21 protein-coding genes are annotated in these 18,491 nt (G+C 68.1%); 16 read left to right on the forward strand and 5 right to left on the reverse strand.

Features of this window, described 5'->3' with window-relative positions; translation table 11 throughout:
- Positions 1-2: 2 nt before the first annotated feature.
- The 4 genes from E0H75_RS41295 (at position 3) to mscL (ending at position 2,079) form a co-directional block, all read left to right on the forward strand.
- Positions 3-467, forward strand: coding sequence for a DUF1203 domain-containing protein (locus E0H75_RS41295; RefSeq protein WP_131519191.1), 465 nt, complete (start codon positions 3-5; stop codon positions 465-467).
- A 77-nt stretch (positions 468-544) separates the two neighbouring features.
- Complete coding sequence (locus E0H75_RS44875; RefSeq protein ID WP_131519192.1) at positions 545-895, forward strand: FmdB family zinc ribbon protein; 351 nt, start codon at positions 545-547, stop codon at positions 893-895.
- 58 nt (positions 896-953) lie between these two features.
- Entirely contained in the window at positions 954-1,571 is a 618-nt protein-coding gene (locus tag E0H75_RS41305) for a CpaB family protein (protein ID WP_238163575.1), read from the forward strand.
- A 118-nt stretch (positions 1,572-1,689) separates the two neighbouring features.
- Positions 1,690-2,079 (forward strand): large conductance mechanosensitive channel protein MscL, encoded by a 390-nt coding sequence (gene mscL / locus E0H75_RS41310; RefSeq protein WP_131519193.1) that lies wholly within the window; start codon positions 1,690-1,692, stop codon positions 2,077-2,079.
- A 116-nt stretch (positions 2,080-2,195) separates the two neighbouring features.
- Here mscL and E0H75_RS41315 read toward each other — a convergent pair whose 3' ends face one another.
- The 3 genes from E0H75_RS41315 to E0H75_RS43415 are packed head-to-tail and all read right to left on the reverse strand — an operon-like array spanning position 2,196 to position 3,458.
- A complete protein-coding gene (locus E0H75_RS41315) occupies positions 2,196-2,675 on the reverse strand; it encodes a GNAT family N-acetyltransferase (protein ID WP_131519194.1) in 480 nt (159 codons plus the stop codon).
- Positions 2,676-2,685: 10 nt separating this feature from the next.
- Entirely contained in the window at positions 2,686-3,321 is a 636-nt protein-coding gene (locus tag E0H75_RS41320; RefSeq protein ID WP_131519195.1) for an alpha/beta hydrolase, read from the reverse strand.
- The gene (locus E0H75_RS43415) at positions 3,318-3,458 is read right to left on the reverse strand and encodes a hypothetical protein (RefSeq protein WP_165554438.1); all 141 of its coding nucleotides are present in this window, start codon (positions 3,456-3,458) and stop codon (positions 3,318-3,320) included. Before E0H75_RS43415 ends, E0H75_RS41320 begins: the two co-directional genes overlap by 4 nt.
- Positions 3,459-3,693: 235 nt before the next feature.
- Between E0H75_RS43415 and E0H75_RS41325 the strand changes: the two genes are divergently transcribed.
- The 5 genes from E0H75_RS41325 to E0H75_RS41345 all read left to right on the forward strand — a co-directional run bounded on the left by E0H75_RS41325 (position 3,694) and on the right by E0H75_RS41345 (position 8,368).
- Positions 3,694-4,299, forward strand: coding sequence for a hypothetical protein (locus E0H75_RS41325; protein WP_238163576.1), 606 nt, complete (start codon positions 3,694-3,696; stop codon positions 4,297-4,299).
- A 153-nt stretch (positions 4,300-4,452) separates the two neighbouring features.
- Positions 4,453-5,769, forward strand: coding sequence for an alpha/beta fold hydrolase (locus tag E0H75_RS41330; protein ID WP_131519196.1), 1,317 nt, complete (start codon positions 4,453-4,455; stop codon positions 5,767-5,769).
- Positions 5,770-5,887: 118 nt separating this feature from the next.
- Positions 5,888-6,382 (forward strand): SigE family RNA polymerase sigma factor, encoded by a 495-nt coding sequence (locus E0H75_RS41335; protein WP_131519197.1) that lies wholly within the window; start codon positions 5,888-5,890, stop codon positions 6,380-6,382.
- A complete protein-coding gene (locus E0H75_RS41340) occupies positions 6,379-6,984 on the forward strand; it encodes an META domain-containing protein (protein WP_131519198.1) in 606 nt (201 codons plus the stop codon). Before E0H75_RS41335 ends, E0H75_RS41340 begins: the two co-directional genes overlap by 4 nt.
- A gap of 220 nt (positions 6,985-7,204) precedes the next feature.
- Positions 7,205-8,368, forward strand: a complete 1,164-nt coding sequence (locus E0H75_RS41345) for a S1 family peptidase (RefSeq protein ID WP_238163577.1) — start codon at positions 7,205-7,207, stop codon at positions 8,366-8,368.
- Here the strand turns inward: E0H75_RS41345 and E0H75_RS41350 are convergent.
- On the reverse strand, positions 8,342-9,229 hold the full coding sequence (locus tag E0H75_RS41350) for a hypothetical protein (protein WP_131519199.1): 888 nt from the start codon (positions 9,227-9,229) through the stop codon (positions 8,342-8,344). The two genes, E0H75_RS41345 and E0H75_RS41350, sit on opposite strands and share 27 nt — an antisense overlap.
- Positions 9,230-9,404: 175 nt before the next feature.
- Between E0H75_RS41350 and lysX the strand changes: the two genes are divergently transcribed.
- From lysX to E0H75_RS41370, 4 genes are all read left to right on the forward strand, one after another.
- Positions 9,405-12,770, forward strand: a complete 3,366-nt coding sequence (gene lysX / locus E0H75_RS41355) for a bifunctional lysylphosphatidylglycerol synthetase/lysine--tRNA ligase LysX (RefSeq protein ID WP_131519200.1) — start codon at positions 9,405-9,407, stop codon at positions 12,768-12,770.
- Positions 12,771-12,784: 14 nt separating this feature from the next.
- Positions 12,785-14,233, forward strand: coding sequence for a basic amino acid/polyamine antiporter (locus E0H75_RS41360; RefSeq protein ID WP_238163578.1), 1,449 nt, complete (start codon positions 12,785-12,787; stop codon positions 14,231-14,233).
- 12 nt (positions 14,234-14,245) lie between these two features.
- Complete coding sequence (locus E0H75_RS41365; RefSeq protein WP_131519201.1) at positions 14,246-14,986, forward strand: hypothetical protein; 741 nt, start codon at positions 14,246-14,248, stop codon at positions 14,984-14,986.
- Positions 14,987-15,057: 71 nt separating this feature from the next.
- Positions 15,058-15,354, forward strand: a complete 297-nt coding sequence (locus tag E0H75_RS41370; RefSeq protein ID WP_202873440.1) for a helix-turn-helix domain-containing protein — start codon at positions 15,058-15,060, stop codon at positions 15,352-15,354.
- Positions 15,355-15,381: 27 nt separating this feature from the next.
- Here the strand turns inward: E0H75_RS41370 and E0H75_RS41375 are convergent, their stop codons facing one another.
- Positions 15,382-16,212 (reverse strand): alpha/beta hydrolase, encoded by an 831-nt coding sequence (locus E0H75_RS41375; RefSeq protein ID WP_131519202.1) that lies wholly within the window; start codon positions 16,210-16,212, stop codon positions 15,382-15,384.
- Positions 16,213-16,419: 207 nt separating this feature from the next.
- On the opposite strand from E0H75_RS41375, the gene E0H75_RS44795 reads away from it, so the two are divergent.
- From E0H75_RS44795 to E0H75_RS41385, 3 genes are all read left to right on the forward strand, one after another.
- Positions 16,420-16,548 carry a hypothetical protein gene (locus E0H75_RS44795; protein ID WP_272948985.1) on the forward strand — a complete coding sequence of 43 codons (129 nt, stop codon included), beginning with the start codon at positions 16,420-16,422 and terminating at the stop codon, positions 16,546-16,548.
- Between the two features lie 37 nt (positions 16,549-16,585).
- Entirely contained in the window at positions 16,586-17,467 is an 882-nt protein-coding gene (locus E0H75_RS41380; RefSeq protein WP_131519203.1) for a universal stress protein, read from the forward strand.
- Between the two features lie 210 nt (positions 17,468-17,677).
- On the forward strand, positions 17,678-18,352 hold the full coding sequence (locus E0H75_RS41385; protein ID WP_131519204.1) for a class I SAM-dependent methyltransferase: 675 nt from the start codon (positions 17,678-17,680) through the stop codon (positions 18,350-18,352).
- Positions 18,353-18,491: the final 139 nt, after the last annotated feature.

The raw sequence follows: 18,491 nt of genomic DNA on the forward strand, positions 1-18,491 counted from the left end.
CCATGAACACAGAGTTGGAATACGTCGCCGTCCCGGCCGCCGACCTGGAGCGGATCCGCTGCAACGACCACGACGACTTCGGCAATCCGATCGTTCCGCTGACCTCCGGCGGTGGCGAACCGCTGCGGTGCTGCCTCACGATCGCTCCGGCCGGCGACCGGATCGCGCTGGTCTCGCACCGGCCGATGACGGCCGGCGGACCGTACGCCGAGGTCGGACCGGTCTTCGTCCACCTGTCCGACTGCGGGGGCCCCGCATCCGACAGCTACCCGGCCGACTTCCGGGACCGGCGGTCGGTACTGCGCCCGTACGACGCCTCGGGTCAGATGCTCGACGGGGTGCTGGCCGCGGCGGGCACCGCTGAGGTCGAGCTCAAACAGCTGTTCGACGACCCGGCGGTGGACACCGTCCAGGTGCGGAACGTGATCGCCGGCTGCTGGAACTTCACGGTCCGCCGACAGGCCTGAGTTGGAATACTTCGGGCCGCTGGCGCATTATTAGCAGTCGAGTGGTAGGAGTGCCAGCGGCCTGAAGGGAACCGAACGTGCCGACGTATCAGTACCAGTGCACCGACTGCGGTGAGGCGCTCGAGGTGCGACAGAGCTTCACGGACGACGCGCTGACCGTCTGCCCGGCGTGCCAGGGCACGCTGCGGAAGGTCTTCAACGCCGTCGGTGTCGTCTTCAAGGGTTCCGGCTTCTACCGCAACGACAGCCGCTCGTCCGGCAAGGGCAGCGTGCCGGCGGCCAAGTCCGAGTCGTCGACGTCCTCTTCGTCGTCCTCGTCTTCGTCCTCCTCGTCGGAGTCCGGCTCCTCGTCTTCCGGCAGCTCGTCGTCCAACGGCTCCTCCGGTGGTTCGTCGACCTCGTCCTCGACGAGCACCAGCGCCGCCTGACTCGCTGCCTGTGGATAACTGAAGGGCGGCCGCCGGGGAAACTCGTATCTTCCCCGGCATGAAACTCCCTTCGCTCCTTCGTGACCTGTTGCGTGCCGCTCGGTGGCATCGCCGGCTTCTCGCCGGCGCGGCTGCCGCGGCCGCTGTGTACTTCGGCCTCGTCGCCCTGTCCCCTCCACCACCGCCGACCGTCGCCGTGCTGGCCGCGGCGCGCGACCTGACCGGCGGAGCCGTGCCCTCCGACGGTGATCTCCGAACACTCGACCTGCCCGTCGGAGCCGTGCCCGACGGTGCGCTCAAACCTGGCACGGATCTGACCGCGCGCGTTCTGAGCGGACCCGTCAGATCCGGTGAGCCGCTGACCGACGCGCGCTTCCTCGGCCCTGTTTCGGTCCCGCCGGGATCGCTGGCCTACCCGTTCCGCATCGACGACGCCGATGTCACCGCACTCCTCCGGGTCGGCGATCGCCTGAACCTGTACGCCGCGACGAGCAGCGCAGCCGAGTCCGCGGATCTGCTCGCTCGAGCTGTGCGAGTGGTCGCTCTACCGAGTCCGCGGACGACGTCCTCCGGCGCTCTCATCGTCGTCGCCACCGCGCCGGACGTCGCGACCAGACTGGCCCAGGCCACAACCAATTCGCGCATTACGGTCGCACTGACACCCGACACGAGCTGATCACCAATCGGACAGGTGCCGGCACGATGCGTGGTCATCCCGGCGCGCTCCCTCGCCCTCGCGGCTGTGCGGTCCTACCTTGTCTCGGGTACATCACCTGCTTCGTGGAGGCACCCACATGCTCAAGGGCTTCAAGGAATTCATCATGCGCGGGAACGTCGTCGACCTCGCGGTCGCCGTCGTCATCGGCGCCGCGTTCGGCGCTGTCGTCAAGGCGATCGTCGACGGCCTGATCAATCCGCTGATCGCCGCGATCTTCGGCAAACAGGACATCAGCGGTGTCTGGGCCTTCACCATCAACGACGCGGACTTCTCGATCGGCCTGATCCTGCAGGCGGCGCTCAACTTCCTGTGCGTGGCCGCAGCCGTGTACTTCGTCATCGTGATGCCGCTGAACAAGCTGGCCGAGCGCCGGGCGCGGGGCCAGGAGCCGGAGCCGGACCCGCTCACCACCGACCAGGAGCTGCTGACCGAGATCCGCGACCTGCTGCGTTCCCGTTCGGTCTGATCTCTGCGGAGTGGGTAGGCGCACCACCTCAGCCCCTGAGCTCGCCAGGCGCCTACCTTCTCCCCGGTTTCGTCAGTCCCGGTTTCATCCGCCCGAGCGCTGTCCGTCCCGGGTCGTCAGTCTCCGGCGTAGCGCATCCAGCGGTAGGCCACCGGCTGATCCGCGTTCCACTCGTCCATCAAGCCCGCCGGCACATCCACGAACCCCGACCGTTGGTAGGTCGCGATCGCGACCGCGTTCTCCGGCCGCACCCGCAGGAACACCTCGGAGAACCCGGCTTTGCCGGCCGGCTCGAGCAACGCCCGCACCAACTCCAGACCGATCCCCCGACCGCGGACCGCCGGGTCCACGATGATCCGCGCCAGCTCGACCTCGTCCTCCTCCTCGTCGAGCCAGACCTCCCCGTAGCCGACCGGTCGTTCTCCGTCGAAGAGCAAGTACGACTCGATGTCCGGGTCGGCCTTGCGCCAACTCGCCGTCAACTCCGCCGGGAACGGGTACTCGGGCCGCCCGGACAACAACTCCACTTCGCTCGCATCCACAGCCCAGCTCGCGACCAGACCGTCGTACCCGCTGGTGAACCCCCGAAGCTCCACGCCCGTCCCCTCAGTTCACGAACTCCACGATCGTTCGCACCAGTTGGTCCAGGTACGGCGGGAAGGTGGGCAGCGGCGGTTCCGCGCTACCGGCCAGCTCACGACTCCCCTGGATCAACCGCAGCAATGCGTCGACCGTCTTGCGCTGATGCGAGGGATTCTCCGGCACTGACGGAAGCACCGCCACCGGGATTCGTGCGAGCCCGGTGAGTTCGGCGTCGGTCACACCGCGCAGAGTCCCACCGGCCAGCAACCCGTCCACGACCTCAGGAGGGCAGCCGAACCCGATCAGTCCCGCACGTGTGCGCGCATCCACGACCGCATCCCCACCGGTCGCCGGCCAGGCCAGCAGCAGCCGGTCGACGAGGTCCGGATGCTCGATCGCCAGCCGGGCCGCGACCGCACATCCGTTGGATGCTCCAACGATCGTCAGTCCGCTGTCCCCTGGCGACAACCGGAGGTTCCGGAGATGTTCACCCAGCGCCGTGACCTCGGCGTCCCATCCACTCGGCCGCTTCAAACGGTCCGGCGCCAGCACGGTGACGCCGTGCGAGGCCAGTCCGTCGATGACCCCCGTCGTACCCCAGAAGGCTTTCGCGTCCATGGCATCCCACAGGCCGCCGTGGATCAGCAGGACGGTGTTCATTCGTGGTGGGGCGGGACCTCGCGGAGGATGCGCTCGTCGTCGTCGCTGCCGAAGTCGTTGTCGCCCCAAGTGCGCGGGTCGTCGTCGCGGGTCTGGTCCGGCAGCAGCGGCTCGTCGTCTTCGTACGGGCTCGTCATGCCGCCAAGATTACCGGGCCGGCGCAGGCCCGGCCCCTGGAATTCCGGGGATCCGCAGAGCGGCGGTCCTCAGCGCGGGACGGGCGACCAGCGCGTGCACGTTACAGGTCTGCCTCGGTTGCCGAACGATCCGGCGGCGTGACCGGAACGACGCGCCGCCGTGATGTTCCGGCACGCATGACGTGACCCCGGTCGACCATCATGGGTGACCTTGCCAACCCGGAAGGACCGAGTCGTGAGTGCATTACGGACACGGGGCCTGATCGGTGCGACGCTTGTCGTGGCTGTACTCGGCATCACCGCCGCCTGCGGTGACGAGAGCTCCACGTCCCCGCCCGCCGCCCAGCCCAGCGATACGCCGACCACCCCCGGCAGCCCAACCCCGTCGCCCACCTCCAGCGGCACACCCAGCCCCGAATGCCCCGACACGATCGCGGCCGTGCGCGCGGCCGCCGACAAGGTCGTGTGGGGCAAGGGCGCGGCGACCTCACTGTTCCAACCGGTCAGCGTCACGATCTGCCAGTACGACGCGAAGGCGTCGGGGCAGGCCTACGCGACCGGCACCACCAAGCGCACCGCCAAGCAGGCGACGGACCTGTTCGCCCTGGTGAACGCGCCGAAGCCCGTGGCCAAGAAGCCGGCCTTCTGCACGAAGGAGCTCGGCCCGACCTACGTCCTGCGGTTCACCGACAACGACCGTGGCGTTCTCTCCTACACCGCGGAAGCCTTCGGCTGCCGCCGCCTGGTGGCGACCTCCCTGGAGGGCCAGGGCAAGCCGGGCGTGCTGCCGGCTCCACGCCAAGTGACACCCGAGCTGATCAAGTCGCTCGGCCTGCGCTGACCCTGCGCCGGACGTGCACCCCGAAGCCGTCCGGACCGGGGTCAACCCGCGCCTGCCTTGCGGGTCCCTCCCTGGGGTCGACCCGCAAGGCAGGCAGCGGCGGCTTGTCAGCGCCCTCCCGAACCTGCACGCTGTTCGTTCCGGGAGGGGTGCATGCGACTGCTACGACTGCTGTGCGCGCTGCTCGTCGTGTGCACGGCCTGCTCGTCGGAAACCCCTTCATGCGCAGGAGTTTCCGGCTTCGCATGTACGACGCTCCGAGTACCGCTGGACCATCAACGGCCGGACGGTCCGTCGCTCGACCTGGCCGTAGCGGCTGCGGACAACGTGGACGCGCCGCGTGGCGTGCTCCTGATGCTCACCGGCGGCCCCGGCCAGCCCGGTGTCCCGCTCCTGGCTCGCGTCCGCGCGTACCTCGCTCCTGAGGTGCTCCGCGAGTACAGGCTGGTCATGTTCGACCAACGCGGCACTGGCACGCCCGGCATCGATTGCCCTGCTCTGCAAAGAGCTGTGGGCGGCTCGGACTTCCTGACACCACCCGCCGAGGCTGTGGACGAGTGCGCCCAGCGGATCGGCCCTGGTCTCGGGTACTACGGCACGCCTGACACCGTCGAAGACATCGAATTGCTCCGGCAGCACCTCAACGTCGATCGCCTGACGCTGGATGGTACGTCGTACGGGAGCTTCACGGCAGCGCAGTACGGATTGAAGTACCCGGACCGCGTGCAGTCGCTAGTGCTGGACTCCATCGTCCCGCACAAAGGCTTCGACCCACTCGCCGTCGACCTGATGGCAACGACCGGTACGGTCCTGAGGGCCGCTTGCCGCCAAGACCCTGCCTGTACGACGGATCCCGTCGCCGACCTGGCCTGGCTGGTGCAGCACGGCGTAAGCGGCGCGGACTTGATGGAGAGCCTGTCCGTCTCCAGCCTGAACACGGTGAACCCTTCGTTGAAGGGCATCCCGGCGATCCTGCACGCAGCCCGCAACGGCGACGATGCCGGCTTGAAGGAGTTCCTCCAGCAGGCGACCAGCAGTGGCCTCTCGTACGACACTCTGTCCGCGGGACTGCACATGGCCACACTCTGCTCGGACCTGCGCTTCCCCTGGACCGGCCAGTCCACGCGCAGCCAGTCTGCGCGCGGCGAAGCACTCGAGTCAGCTGTCCGCCGTCTGGATCCGAAGAGCGTGTATCCGTATGACCTGCGCACCGTACGCGAGCAGCAGATGATCCAGGGCTGCCTGCGCTGGCCGGCCGCGCGCACGTCGACGTACCCGAAGGCGCAGGCGTTGTTGCCGCGCACACTGATCCTCCAAGGCAGCAATGACTTGTTCTGTCCGGTGGAGTGGGCCCGCTGGGAGCAGGCGAACGCACGCTCGGCGCGACTGGTCGTCGTTCCGGGCAGTGGGCACGGTGTGCAACGCGATCCACGTGGGCAGGATGAGGCCCGCAAGTTCCTGCTGGGCTAGGCGGTCTAGTCCAGCAGACGCGGTGAGATCCAACTGTGTGTGAATGGTTGCAGCACCCTGAGCCACTCGATGCGTCTAATAGGTGTGAGGTGTTGTACGCCCGGCCAGGGAGCGGCGAGTGGAGTTCGAGGAGTACGTGTCCGCCCGCGGACAGGAACTGGTGCGGCTCGGTTTCACCGTTTCCGGCGACTACCAGCGAGCGGAGGATCTGGCGCAGATCGCGCTGATGCAGGCGTTCCGGGCCTGGCGCAAGGTGCGGACGGCGGACGATCCGCACAACTACGTCCGGCGGATCCTGATCAACGCGTACCTGTCGATGACGCGGCGGCGCTCGTTCACCGAGGCGCCGACGGCCGAGCTCGACGCAGAACGCACGGTGCCCGACCCCGCCACCGACATCGTGAACTCCGACGACCTCTGGCGCTCGCTGGCCAGGTTGTCGGCCCGGGAGCGGGTCGTGCTGGTCCTGCGCTACTACCAGGACCTGGACGACCACACGATCGCCGACCTGCTCGGCATCAAACCGTCCTCCGTCCGCGCGACCGCCAGCCGAGCGCTAGCGACGCTGCGGCGGACCAGGCAGTCCCACCGTGTTGATGAGAGGTTGTCGTGAGCAACACCGATCTCGAGGATGACCTGCGGGCAACCCTCGACCGTGCCGCGGCCTCGGTGCCGCCGGTCACCGACCTGACCGAGCGGGCCACCACCGGCGCCCGGCAGGCCCAGCGCCGGACCTGGATCGCCTCCGGAGCCGCCGCCGTCGCGGTGGCCGCGATCGCCATCGTCGGCGTGAACGTGGCCGGCCGCGACGCGCCTTCTCAATCGCCGGTCGCGGCCGGCACAGCCTCGGCGACACCGAGCGCGAAGGTCCAGTCGCAGGTCTCACCCCAGAGTGTGGCCGGGACCTGGCGACCGGTCGAGATGGACGGACTGAAGACGCTGAAGGCGGCGCGACCCGAGGATCCGGTGCTCGTGCTGCTGCCGGACGGGACCTGGAACGGCTCCGACGGCTGCAACGGGCTCCAGGGGACGTACACGATCGGCCAGCGCGGCGAGTTCACCGCCACGGTCGGTCCGCAGCGCATGGTCGGCTGCGAGAACGTGCCGCACACCGGCGTACTGAAGACGGCCAAGCGGGTTGCCCTGGACGCCGACACGCTCCGGTTCTTCGCCACCGACGGGCGTCAACTTGCGAGTTACGCTCGCGCACGGTAGTCGAATTTGCTTGCGGACGGTGATCGGCTATTGACTGAACGGAGTCCCGGACCGGACGATTTACCGAGGCCGTCCACCGATTGGGAGCTCTGTGCGACTCACAGCAACCGTCCCGCTGCTCGCGCTTGGCTCCGTTTCACTCTTCGCAGTCGGTCTCACCGCCACAGCCACTCCTGATGCGGTGACCGAAGCGGCAGCCTGTTCGCACGCTCAGCCAAGCGTGAGTTCGGTCGAGTCCAAGCGCCTGGCGCAGCCGACATCCTCGACCGACGCCCGCCCGCTCGGCGAGGCGCTCGGCGACGGCATCTCGGTCGCCGTGCAGTCGCTGGAGCCCTTGGACGCCACCGGCCGGCCCAAGTCGGGCCTGCCCTACGGGCTCAGCGCAGGCGTGATCGGGGTGGTCGGATCCGCCACCACCGGCTACAAGGTCGTGGTCGACAGCTCGGTGCTGGACTCGAAGAAGTACCAGGCCGCGATCGCCCGCAGCGTCCCCACGGCCGGCAAGCAGCTGGTCGGCCTCGAGCGCAGCTGCCGCTCGGTCCGCGCGATCTCCGACGCCTGGAACGCGGTTGGCGCCCGCTCCTGGTCCTCCGACGCGAGCCGTACGACGTTCGCCGCCGACCTGGATCCGGCCACCGAGGACATCGTCGTCGAGTACGACCAGGCGAGCACCTCCCCCGCGTCACTCGACGGCATGCGCGGACTGAATGGCGTACAAGCCGTCGCGAGCTCATTGGAGCGGACGACGCGGCTGAGTGACACGCCGAAGGGCGGCCACTGGGGCGGTGCCCGGATCACGTCGACCCTGAAGAACTGCTCGGCCGGATTCTCCGTCGTACGACGCTCCAACGGGCAACGCGGCTCGGTCACCGCCGGCCACTGCGGCGGCGTCGGCACGGTCTGGAAGTCGGGCGGCAACTATTACGGCACCACGTCCGTTCGGACGAACTACCCCGACTACGACCAGTCCCTGCTCACCGGCAGCACGTACGGCCCGAAGATCTGGACCGACGGCCCCGGCGACCCGGTCGACACCCGGACCGTCACCGGCGGCGCCGACCCCGGTGTCGGCACGGCCGTCTGCCAGTCCGGCAGCTTCAGTACGTCGCTGTGCGGTCTCAGAGTCCTCTCGAAGTCAGCGAAGTACTGCGACACCGACGGCTGCACGACGTACGTCATCCGTGCCACCCGAGGCGGTCAGATCGCGATCATCGGCGGCGATTCCGGCGGTCCCGTCTACACCGCGCCCGGCCGCACCACTGCCACCATCCGCGGCATCACCTTCGCCGGCTCCGGTTGCGCGTCCTCCCGCTGCACCACCCTGTACGCCGAGCGCTACGCCTCGATCGCCGGTCACCTAGGCGTCCGCGCCCTCACCGGCTAGCCGCTGGGGCTCGTGCTGGGCGAGGTCGCCGTTCCTCGACAGGCCGATAGCTCCGCCCACGGCGAGGACGAACCCCAGTGTCGCGACCCACCCCCAGCCGGGCCTGGGCATGTCGCCCAGCATGATCAGGCCGACCAGAGCAGGGGCGACCGTCTCACCGACCACCAGCGGCGCCGTCGCCTGCGTCACGCTGCCGCGTTGCAGGGCCGTCGAATACGTGAGGAGCGCGATCCCGCCGGCCAGGAGCAGCGCATAGATCGACGGATCGGTGAACAACGTGCCGAGATCGCTGACGAACGTGTCGAGATGGATCGACCCGGGCAGCACGCGGGCGGCCACCGCAACCGCCCCGAAGGCAAGGCCGGCCAGCGCGCCGAGGGCGGCGGCACCCGAGGCGCCTTTGATCTGAGCCAGCGGCACCGCCAGGACTCCGAGTACGACGGCCGCCACCAGCACGCCCCAACGTTCCGCCTCGCTGACCGAGACCGTGCGGTCCTCCGCCGCGGACAGACCGACCAACATCAATCCGGTGAGGACCACCAGCAGAGCGATCCAGTCGGACCGGGCCAGCGGCATGTGCAGGAAGATCGCGCCGAGAACCGCGGTGACCGCCAGGAAGCTCGCCACGATCGACTGCACAACGAACAGCGGGAGCGATCTGAGCGCCGCGATGGACAGCAGGAACGCGAAGGCGTCGAGCCCGGTCCCCAGCAGGTACGGCCAGGAGCGGAACAGCCGGATCGCCAGCCGCGGGTCGAGGCCCTCCACGGTGTCGGTACGGCGTGCGGCGACTGCCTGCAGTACCGATGCCACGCCATAGCAAACGGCTGCTGCAAAGGCTCCCAGCAGACCGGCGATCATGTGCCGAGGCTACGCCGGAAATCCCCGGGTCAATACGTTTGACTAAAAGCACCGTCACCACACGTGCTCGGGCGGGGCCGGTCGGGTAGGTATACGTCACCAACGGTCTCGTGTACCGTCGTGATCGGGGAAAGCGATGCGCACTGTGCATTGCCGCGTTGTACAAGGGTAGGCGATGAGCACAACGGTGGATACTGCTGCGCTGCCAGCAGAATCGCGTGCCCGGACTCGCTCGGTTGGTGTTCTCAAACCGCTCGACGACCGCTGGCCGGACCGTTTCGCGGCCACCATGTTCGTATTCGCCGCGCTGGCCGCAATTGTGGCGCTCGTTCCGCCGTGGCGGAATTACTTCGCGGGTGCCGAGGACATCGTTTCGATGCTCACGATTCCCATTGTGCCGAGCCTCGTTTACGCCGCATTACTCACTGCTATGGGTGTCGCACTGCGACGCAGGCTGCGCGCCGCGTGGTGGCTCCTGGTGCTGTGGTGGCTGGTCCTCCCGGAGCTCGCGAGGATCGCCTCGCTGATCGACGGCGGCTCGCTGATCCAGATCGCCGGCTTCGTACTGATCCTCGGAGTGCTCGTCATCGCGTGGCGGGCCCGGCCTCAGTTCGCGGCCAGGCGGGTGCCAGGCAGCCTGCTGCTGGCGATCGTCTCGTTCCTGGTCGGCGGCGCGGTGGTGCTGATCGGCGGCGCCGCTCTGGTACACCGGTTCGGCAACGCGAGCGACTTCGCGAGCGCGGCACAGTTCGTCTTCTCCGAGATGCTGACCGACGTCGGCTGGGCGGCTCCCGACGAGGCGGTGACCGCACCGTTCTGGGTGCACGGGCTGATCGGGATCTCGGGCGCCTCCGTCGTACTGATCTCGGCGCAGCTGTTGTTCCGGGCGCCCAAGCAGACCCGGACGCTGGACATCGCCGACGAGGCCAGGATCCGCACTCTGCTGCGCGACTTCGGCGACGCCGACTCCCTCGGGTACTTCGCGACCCGCCGCGACAAGTCGGCGATCTGGGACACCGGCAGTCCGGCGACGGCCCGGGCGGGTGTGTCGTATCGCCCGATCGGATCGGTCAGCCTTGCCAGCGGTAATCCGGTGGGCGACCCCGAGCACTGGCCCGCGGCCATCGCAAAGTGGCGCGAGGACGCGAGGTCGAACGGTCTGTCGCTCGCGGTGATGGGCGCGGGCGAGGAGGGTGCGGCCGCGTACGCGGAGGCCGGGCTGACGGCGTACGAGATCGGCGACGAGGCGGTCCTCGACCTGCGGACGTTCTCGCTGAACGGGCCGGGCATGAAGGCGGTCCGGCAATCCGTGTCCCGCCTGCAGCGTCGCGGCTACACCACGAGGGTCATGCGTCATTCGGCTCTGACCGCCGACGAGTTCGCGGCCCTCACTGTGGCGGCCGGCTCGTGGCGCGGCGACGGCGGGGACGAGCGGGGGTTCTCGATGGCGCTCGGCCGTCTGGAGGACTCACTCGACGGTGCGTGCGTTCTGGTGCGTGCGGATGACGCGGACGGGAACCTCCGCGGATTCCTCAGCTTCGTCCCGTGGGGCCGGACCGGGCTCTCGCTGGACCTGATGCGTCGCGACCCGACCGCGGACAACGGCCTCGTCGAACTGATGGTCGCCGGGCTCGCAGAGCAGGGCGCCGCGCTCGGCATCGGCCGGCTGTCGCTCAACTTCGCGATGTTCCGGGAGGCGTTCGAGCGCGGCGAGGAACTCGGCGCCGGTCCGGTTGCGCGGCTGTGGCGTCAGGCGCTCCTGCTGGCGAGCCGCAACTGGCAACTGGAGTCGCTGTACCGCTCCAACGCGAAGTACCTCCCGGTCTGGCAACCACGGTTCATGTGCTTCGAGTACACCTCGGATCTGCCCCGAGTGGGGACGGCCGCGGGCAGCGCGGAAGGGTTCCTCACTCGTCCCAGCCTCACGATGCTCCGCGGCAAGTCAGGGCAGAACGGCGAGAGCACTCTGGACACCGCCGACGCCGACCACGCCGCCGCGGTCGCCGCCCTGATCCCCGCGCCGCCGGATCCGCTGGCCGAGGCGATGTCCTTGCAGAAACTGCCAGAACAGGTGCGGGTACGGCGGGAGAAGCTCGAGCGGATCCGGGCCAGTGGCATCGATCCCTACCCGGTGACATATCCGCGGACGCACACGATGGCCGAGGTCGAAGCCGATGCCGGAGTGCTTCCGCCGGGAACGTCAACGGGAACGCGGGTCTCGGTAGCGGGCCGAGTCATCCTCAAACGCGACCACGGACGGCTGGGTTTCGCCAAGCTGCGCGACGGAAGCGGCGACCTGCAACTCATGGTCGACCTGGCCGCCGTCGGCCAGGAGACCTTCGACTTCTGGCGTCACGAGATCGACCTCGGTGACCATGTGGGCGCCACCGGCGAGATGATCACGACCTTGCGCGGAGAGCTCTCGGTACGCGCCGAGTCCCTGCGACTGACGAGCAAGGCGATCCGCCCGCTGCCAGACAAGTTCAAGGGAATGGTCGATCCGGAGGCACGGATCCGGGCTCGCTATGTCGACCTGATCGTTCGTCCGGCCGCCCGCGACATCGCGTACACGCGGGCGACCGTCGTACGCAGTGTGCGTGAATCCCTGCATGCGCGTGGATTCACCGAGGTGGAGACGCCCGTCCTGCAGTCGATCCACGGCGGCGCGAACGCCCGTCCGTTCGAGACCCACATCAATGCCTACGACCTCGATCTGTATTTGCGGATCGCCACCGAACTGCACCTGAAACGACTGCTGGTCGGCGGAATGGAGAAGGTCTTCGAGGTGGGCCGGCAGTTCCGCAACGAGGGCGTCGATTTCAAGCACAATCCGGAGTTCACCTCGCTCGAGGTCTACGAGACGTACGGCGACTACAACACGATGCGGATCCTGACCCAGGAGATCATCCAGGAGGCCGCGACCGCCGTGTACGGTTCGCCGCTCGCACGTCGTACCGATGCGAACGGGAAGACGGTCGAGTACGACCTGTCCGGGGACTGGCCGGTCAAGAGCATCTGCGAAGCCGTGTCGGAGGCACTCGGCGAGGAAGTCACCGCGGACACACCGATCGAGAAACTGCGCGGACACGCGGACAAACTCGGACTCGAGTACGCCGGCGACACCACCTGGGGACCCCTGCTCGAGGAGATCTACGAAGAACTGTGTGAGAGCACGACGACGACACCTGTGTTCTACCAGGACTTCCCGAAGGAGAACGCGCCACTGACCCGGCCGCACCGGTCGGACCCGCGGCTGGCGGAGAAGTGGGATCTGGTGATCTTCGCGGCCGAGCAAGGTACCGCGTACTCCGAACTGGTCGATCCGGTGGACCAGCGCGCGCGGCTCGTCGCCCAGTCCTTGCTGGCCGCCGCCGGCGATCCGGAAGCGATGCAGGTCGACGAGGACTTCCTCGAGGCGCTGGAGTACGGCATGCCGCCGACCGGTGGGATGGGGATGGGCATCGACCGTCTCGTGATGAATCTGACCGGCCTCTCGATCCGTGACACCATCCTGTTCCCGCTCGTCCGGCCGAGCGGCTAGGGCGTGAGGCCGTTGTGACCACCCGCCACGCGAGCGCAAGCGCAGTCCAGAAGGTCTCGGTCCTCACCCTGACCGGCATGGTCGTCGGCTCGATGGTCGGTGGTGGAGTCTTCACGCTCCCCGGCGAATTCGGCGAGGCGACCGGCGTACTGGGTGCCGTCATCGCGTGGATCATCGCCGGTACGGGCATGCTCATGCTGGGCCTGGTCTTCCAATCGCTCGCCGTACGCCGGCCCGACCTGGACAGCGGCGTGTACGTCTACGCGAAGACCGGGTTCGGCGCGTACGCCGGGTTCAACGCAGCGTTCGGCTACTGGGCCAGCAATGTGGCGGGCAACGTCTTCTTCATGGTCTTCACGATGACCACGCTGGGCACCTTCTTCCCGGGCCTCGGGCAAGGAAACACCTTCCTCGCCGTCGTGCTGGCGTCGGCGCTCGTCTGGTTGTTCCATTTCCTGATCGCGCGCGGCGTACGGCAGGCGACCGTCGTCAACCGGATCGTCACGATCGCGAAGCTGCTACCGATCCTCACCTTCATCGTGATCGTTGCCGTGGCCTTCGAAGCGGGGACGTTCGCGGACAACTTCTGGGGCGGTGACGAGCGCTCGGTCGGCGCGGTGTTCGACCAGGTCAAGCAGACGATGCTGGTCACCACGTTCGTGTTCCTCGGGATCGAGGGGGCGAGCGTGTACTCGCGCTTCGCCCGCCGTCGCGAGGACGTCGGGCGGGCGACGGTCCTCGGCTTCCTCAGTGTGCTGGCCGTGTTCGCATCGGTGACGCTGCTCTCGTACGGCGTACTGCCGCAAGCCGACCTGGCGAAGGCCAAGCAGCCGTCGATGGGCGGCGTGCTCGAGTCCGTGGTCGGATCCTGGGGATCGACGTTCATCAGTATCGGCGTGATCATCTCCGTCCAAGGCGCGTACCTGGCGTGGACTTTGATCAACGCGGAGGTTCTCTACATGCCGGCGCGCGGCGGGGTGATGCCGAAGTTCCTGACCCGCGACAATGTGCACGCGACGCCGATCACCGCGCTGCTCACGACGACCCTCGCCGTGCAGTTGGTGCTCGTCCTGGTCTTGTTCGTCAACGATGCGCTGGACTTCATGCTCAAGCTCGACACCGCGCTGTCGTTGGTGCCCTACCTGCTGGCGGCGGCGTACGCGCTCAAGCTGACCATCACCGGGGAGACCTACACAGCGGCCGACGAGCCGGAGCGACACAAGCAACGGGTGATCGCAGCAGTCGCGGTCATCTACTCGATCTTCATGCTGTACGCCGCGGGCCCGAAGTACTTGCTCCTGGCCTCGATCGTGTACGCGCCGGGGACGCTGTTGTACCTGCTCGCCCGCCGCGAGCAAGGCCTGCGGGCGTTCAACCGGACCGAGGCCGTTGCGTGCGTGGTGCTGATCGTCGCGGCGGTGGTCGGCGTCGTGCTGCTGGTGACCGGCTCCAGCGATGTGTGACGGGTGATGTAGGTGAACTGGTATCGGGATCTCGTCGACACTGGCCGGGCGCAGGCCGCCTGGGCGCTGTTCGCCTTCCTCCTCACGTTCACCGTCGCCCGGGCCATCACCCGGCGCATCCGCGCCAAGCAGGCTTCCACGCAGCCCGATGACGGTGGCCTGTCCGACGTACACATCGGTGGCATCCACATCCACCACCAAGTCTGGGGAATCCTGCTGGTGCTGCTCTCCGGGCTCCTCCAGTTCCGCTACGCCCCGGCGTCTCCCTGGGCCGAGGTGCTCGCGGTGATGTTCGGGGCGGGGGCGGCTCTGACGCTGGACGAGTTCGCGCTGTGGCTCCATCTCGACGACGTCTACTGGGGGCCGGAGGGACGCAAGTCCATCGACGCGATCCTGCTGGGCGGGGCGCTGGGGGTGGTGCTGCTGATGCAGACCAGTCCGATCGGAGCCGAGCCCGAACGGGCCGGCGGTGAGCTCGCACGCTGGACCTACTTCGCGAGCGTCGGATTCCACCTCGTGATGGCAGTCCTCTGCTTCCTCAAGGGCAAACTAGCCACCGGCCTGATCGGCATCGTCGTACCGGTGGTGGCCTTTGTCGGAGCGCTCCGCCTGGCCAAGCCCGGCTCGACCTGGGCCGTACGCCGGTACGGCGAACGCAAGGCCGAACGAGCCCGCAAGCGCTTCGGCGCCACCTACGACAAACGCTGGAACCGAATCCGCGACGCCCTCGGCGGCCAGCCAAGCCGCCACTGAGATCTCACGAGGGGTTGTGGTTCAACACAGAGGCGACAGATGTCTCAAGACAGAGGCGACACCTGCCTGGGGTGATCGGCGACAGGGCTGGTGGGCTGAAGAGTCAGACGCCCGCCGAGGTGGCCCTGCGGTACGGGGTCCATCGGGCGTGGGTCTACCAGTTGAAGGCCAGGTATCTGGCCAAGGGTGCGGCGGCGTTCGAGCCACGCAGCAGGCGGCCGAAGACGTCGCCGCGGGCCACCCCGCCGGCCACGGTCGAGCTGGTACTCGCACTGCGCGAACAACTGGCCGAGCAGGGGCCTGGATGCCGGTGCGGACACGATCGGCTGGCACCTGGAGCACCACCACCACCAGACCACGAGTACTAGGTGATCGACGCGCGATGAGGGCTGCGGCTAGGTTCGCGCGTTGCGTACGGCCCAGTCGAGCGAGTAGTCGGCCACCTCTTCCCAGCCGTCCTGGGAGAAGGTGGAGTGGGAGCGGTCGGGGTACTCCTTGAGCTCGGTGAGCGCGCCCGTCTTCTTCTGGATCTTGTAGGCGGCGCGGGTCGACACCGCGGGCACGGTGTGGTCCTTGCCGTTGGCGAGAAACAGCAGCGGCGCACGGCTCGAGTTGTGCCGGTTGACCCTCGTCACTGCGTGCGGAGTGAAGTTCGCGAGCGCCGCCTGGAACAGCGGGCGCCCCGGCCCCGGCACCGCGAGCCGGTCGTAAATCGGCCTCGACTCCTCGAGTGTGCGCGTGTTGGTGAAGCCGTAGTGGAACTCCTCCGGTGTGAGCATCTGAGTCCGGTGGCGGTTGGCCGGGTTCTTCAGCGCCACCGACGCGACCTTGGCCTGGGCGCGGGGCAGGACGTACACGCCGTGGATCTGCGCCGGGCTGATCGCCACGGCCGAGGCGCCGAGGCCGCGGTCCAGCAGGAGCTGCGTGATGAGGCCGCCGAACGAGTGGCCCATGATGATCGGCGCGGCGTCGAGACCGCGGATGATCCGGTCGTAGTGATCGGTGATCTCTTTGATCCCGAGCCGCTCGTACCTGGAGGTGTTCTGGCGAACCTCCTCCACCGTTCCCTCGAGTCCCGGCCAGGCCGGCGCGAGCACGGTGTAGCCCTTCGACTCGAAGCGCTGCTGCCAGCCTTCCCAGCTGAGCGGCGTGAGCCACAGGCCGTGAATGAGGACGATGGTCGGCTTCCGCGCCTCCGGGGTGCCGTCGGGTGTGTTCGTCGTCATCTGGTTGGCCTCATTCCTGTGCCCACGCTTCTCGAGCCCGCCGCAGCGCCCGGGTACGCCGACCAGACTGGTCCGGGCCGCCGCGACAGGCATCACCCGGTGCGGGTGAGACGACGCGCAACCCGCAACCTCACCCGAGAACGGCTGTCCGCGGCGGCAGATGGATACACGAAGGCTACTTCCGCCCGATCATTGGAAGGAGCACTCATGTTCGTGATCATCGCCGCTGTGATCATTGGGCTGGCGCTCATCCTGGACGGGATCCAACGGGCGCCGGTGCGGCGGCGAACCAGCTGGCTGCCCCAGCAGCTGTCCCGTCGGCTCACCGCGGGCTAGGTTCGGATCCGTCGGCTCTTTCGCGGGAGGACAACACATGGTCGATCGGATCGTCGTTGGCATCGACGGATCACAGCAGAGCGCCAACGCCCTCGAGTGGGCGGTGGCCCGAGCGAGCCTCGGAGGCGAGCAGCTCGAACTGCTCCACGCCTACAGCTTTACTCCCGACCCCAACTTCTACGGCTACCACGGCCCGGTCAGCCAACCCGTGGACTGGCACATCGAGTTCTCCGAGCACGTGCTCGAGGCCGCGGCTGCGCGGGTACGCGAACTCGCACCCAACCTGGCCTGCACCCTTACTTCGAAGCTGGGCCACCCCGCCTACATGCTCGCGGAGGCCTCCGAGGCCGCAGGCGCCGTCGTCGTCGGCCGGCGCGGGCTCGGCAGCGTCGCGAGCACCCTGCTGGGTTCGGTGAGCAACCGGCTGACTGTCCACGCCAAATGTCCGGTGGTCGTCCTCGGTGAGGATGAGTTTCCGACGACAGGCCCAATCGTCGTGGGCGTCGACGGGTCGGAGTTCGGCACCAACGCACTGCGCTACGCAATCACCGAGGCCGCCGTGCGCAACACCTCGGTGAGAGCGGTCGCCGCCCACGACGTTCTGCACCCAGCGTTCCGCGACGACCCCGAGCTCCTCGCGCGGATGGGGGCAGACGTCGAGGCGCAGGCCACCGCAGCCATCACCCGCGCCCTCGACGAGGTGACCGGGACGGACCCCGGCTCAGTGAGCGTGGACCACGTCGCGGTGGAGGGCCCCGCCGCTGAAGCGATCCTGGGCCACGCCGAGGACGCGCAGCTGATCGTCGTCGGCACCCACGGCAAGGGCCTGGTCCGCCGGATCCTGCTGGGTTCGGTGAGCCGGCAAATCCTCAACGATGCCGGCCAGCCTGTCGCCGTCGTCGATCTGCCAGCCACCTGATCCCCGCCGGACGCAGCCTGGCCAGCGTCTCGACGGAGGTGTGGTCAGCGCTCCTGAAAGCCGCTTGCCGATCGGCCGACAGCATGGCGACCCTGTTCCGCCGCGAGGTGATTGACGCACACCATCTCCGCGGCGCCGAGCGCACCACGCGCCTGTCATCCATGCTTCGCTCTCGCGAAGAAGAAGGCGCGTTGCCTATCGTGACGGGTTATGGATGAGTTGTTGACGCAGCAGGTCGCGTACTACCAGGCGAGGGCGGGAGAGTATGACGAGTGGTGGCTGCGTCGTGGCCGGTACGCGCTGCCGGCCGACCTCGACAGACGCTGGTTCGAGGACGTCGCGGAGGCCGAGGCAGCGCTGCGTGAATTCGCCCCAAGGGGGCGCGTGCTTGAACTGGCGTGCGGCACCGGCCTGTGGACGCAGCACCTCGTCGGGTACGCCGACCGAGTGACCGCCGTAGACGCCTCGTCCGAGATGATCGAACTCAATCGAACACGCCTCGCGGGAGCGCCGGTCGACTATGTCGTCGCCGATGTGTTCGAGTGGAGACCGCCGGCCGCGGAGTACGACGTGGTGCTGTTCTCCTACTGGCTCTCGCACGTTCCCGACGACCGCTTGGACGCGTTCTGGTCCACCGTGCGCACGGCGCTGCGACCCGATGGTCGCGTCTTTCTTGTCGACAGCACACCGCACCCATCCTGGGGAGGGCAGCGCATCAGCAGTCGGACTGAACGCCGGGAGCTCAACGACGGCCGCACCTTCAACATCTTCAAGCGGTACTGGACCGCCAGCGAACTCCAGACCGACCTCCGGGCGCGAGGCTGGCAGGCCACAGCGCGAGAAACCACCAACGAGATGATGCTCGTCGCCGCCGCGTCCGTATGACCAGCACCAACCGCCAGCGTCAACCGAACTGGCCTGGAGCGGCGTTGCGGTCCCGGATCGTGCTGCGGTGTGCGGTCGGCGGCACGATCGGCGAGGTCGCTGCGGACGTCGGGGCATCGCGGAACATGGTGTCGAAGTG

The organism is Kribbella capetownensis (assembly GCF_004331485.1).
GTDB lineage: Bacteria > Actinomycetota > Actinomycetes > Propionibacteriales > Kribbellaceae > Kribbella > Kribbella capetownensis.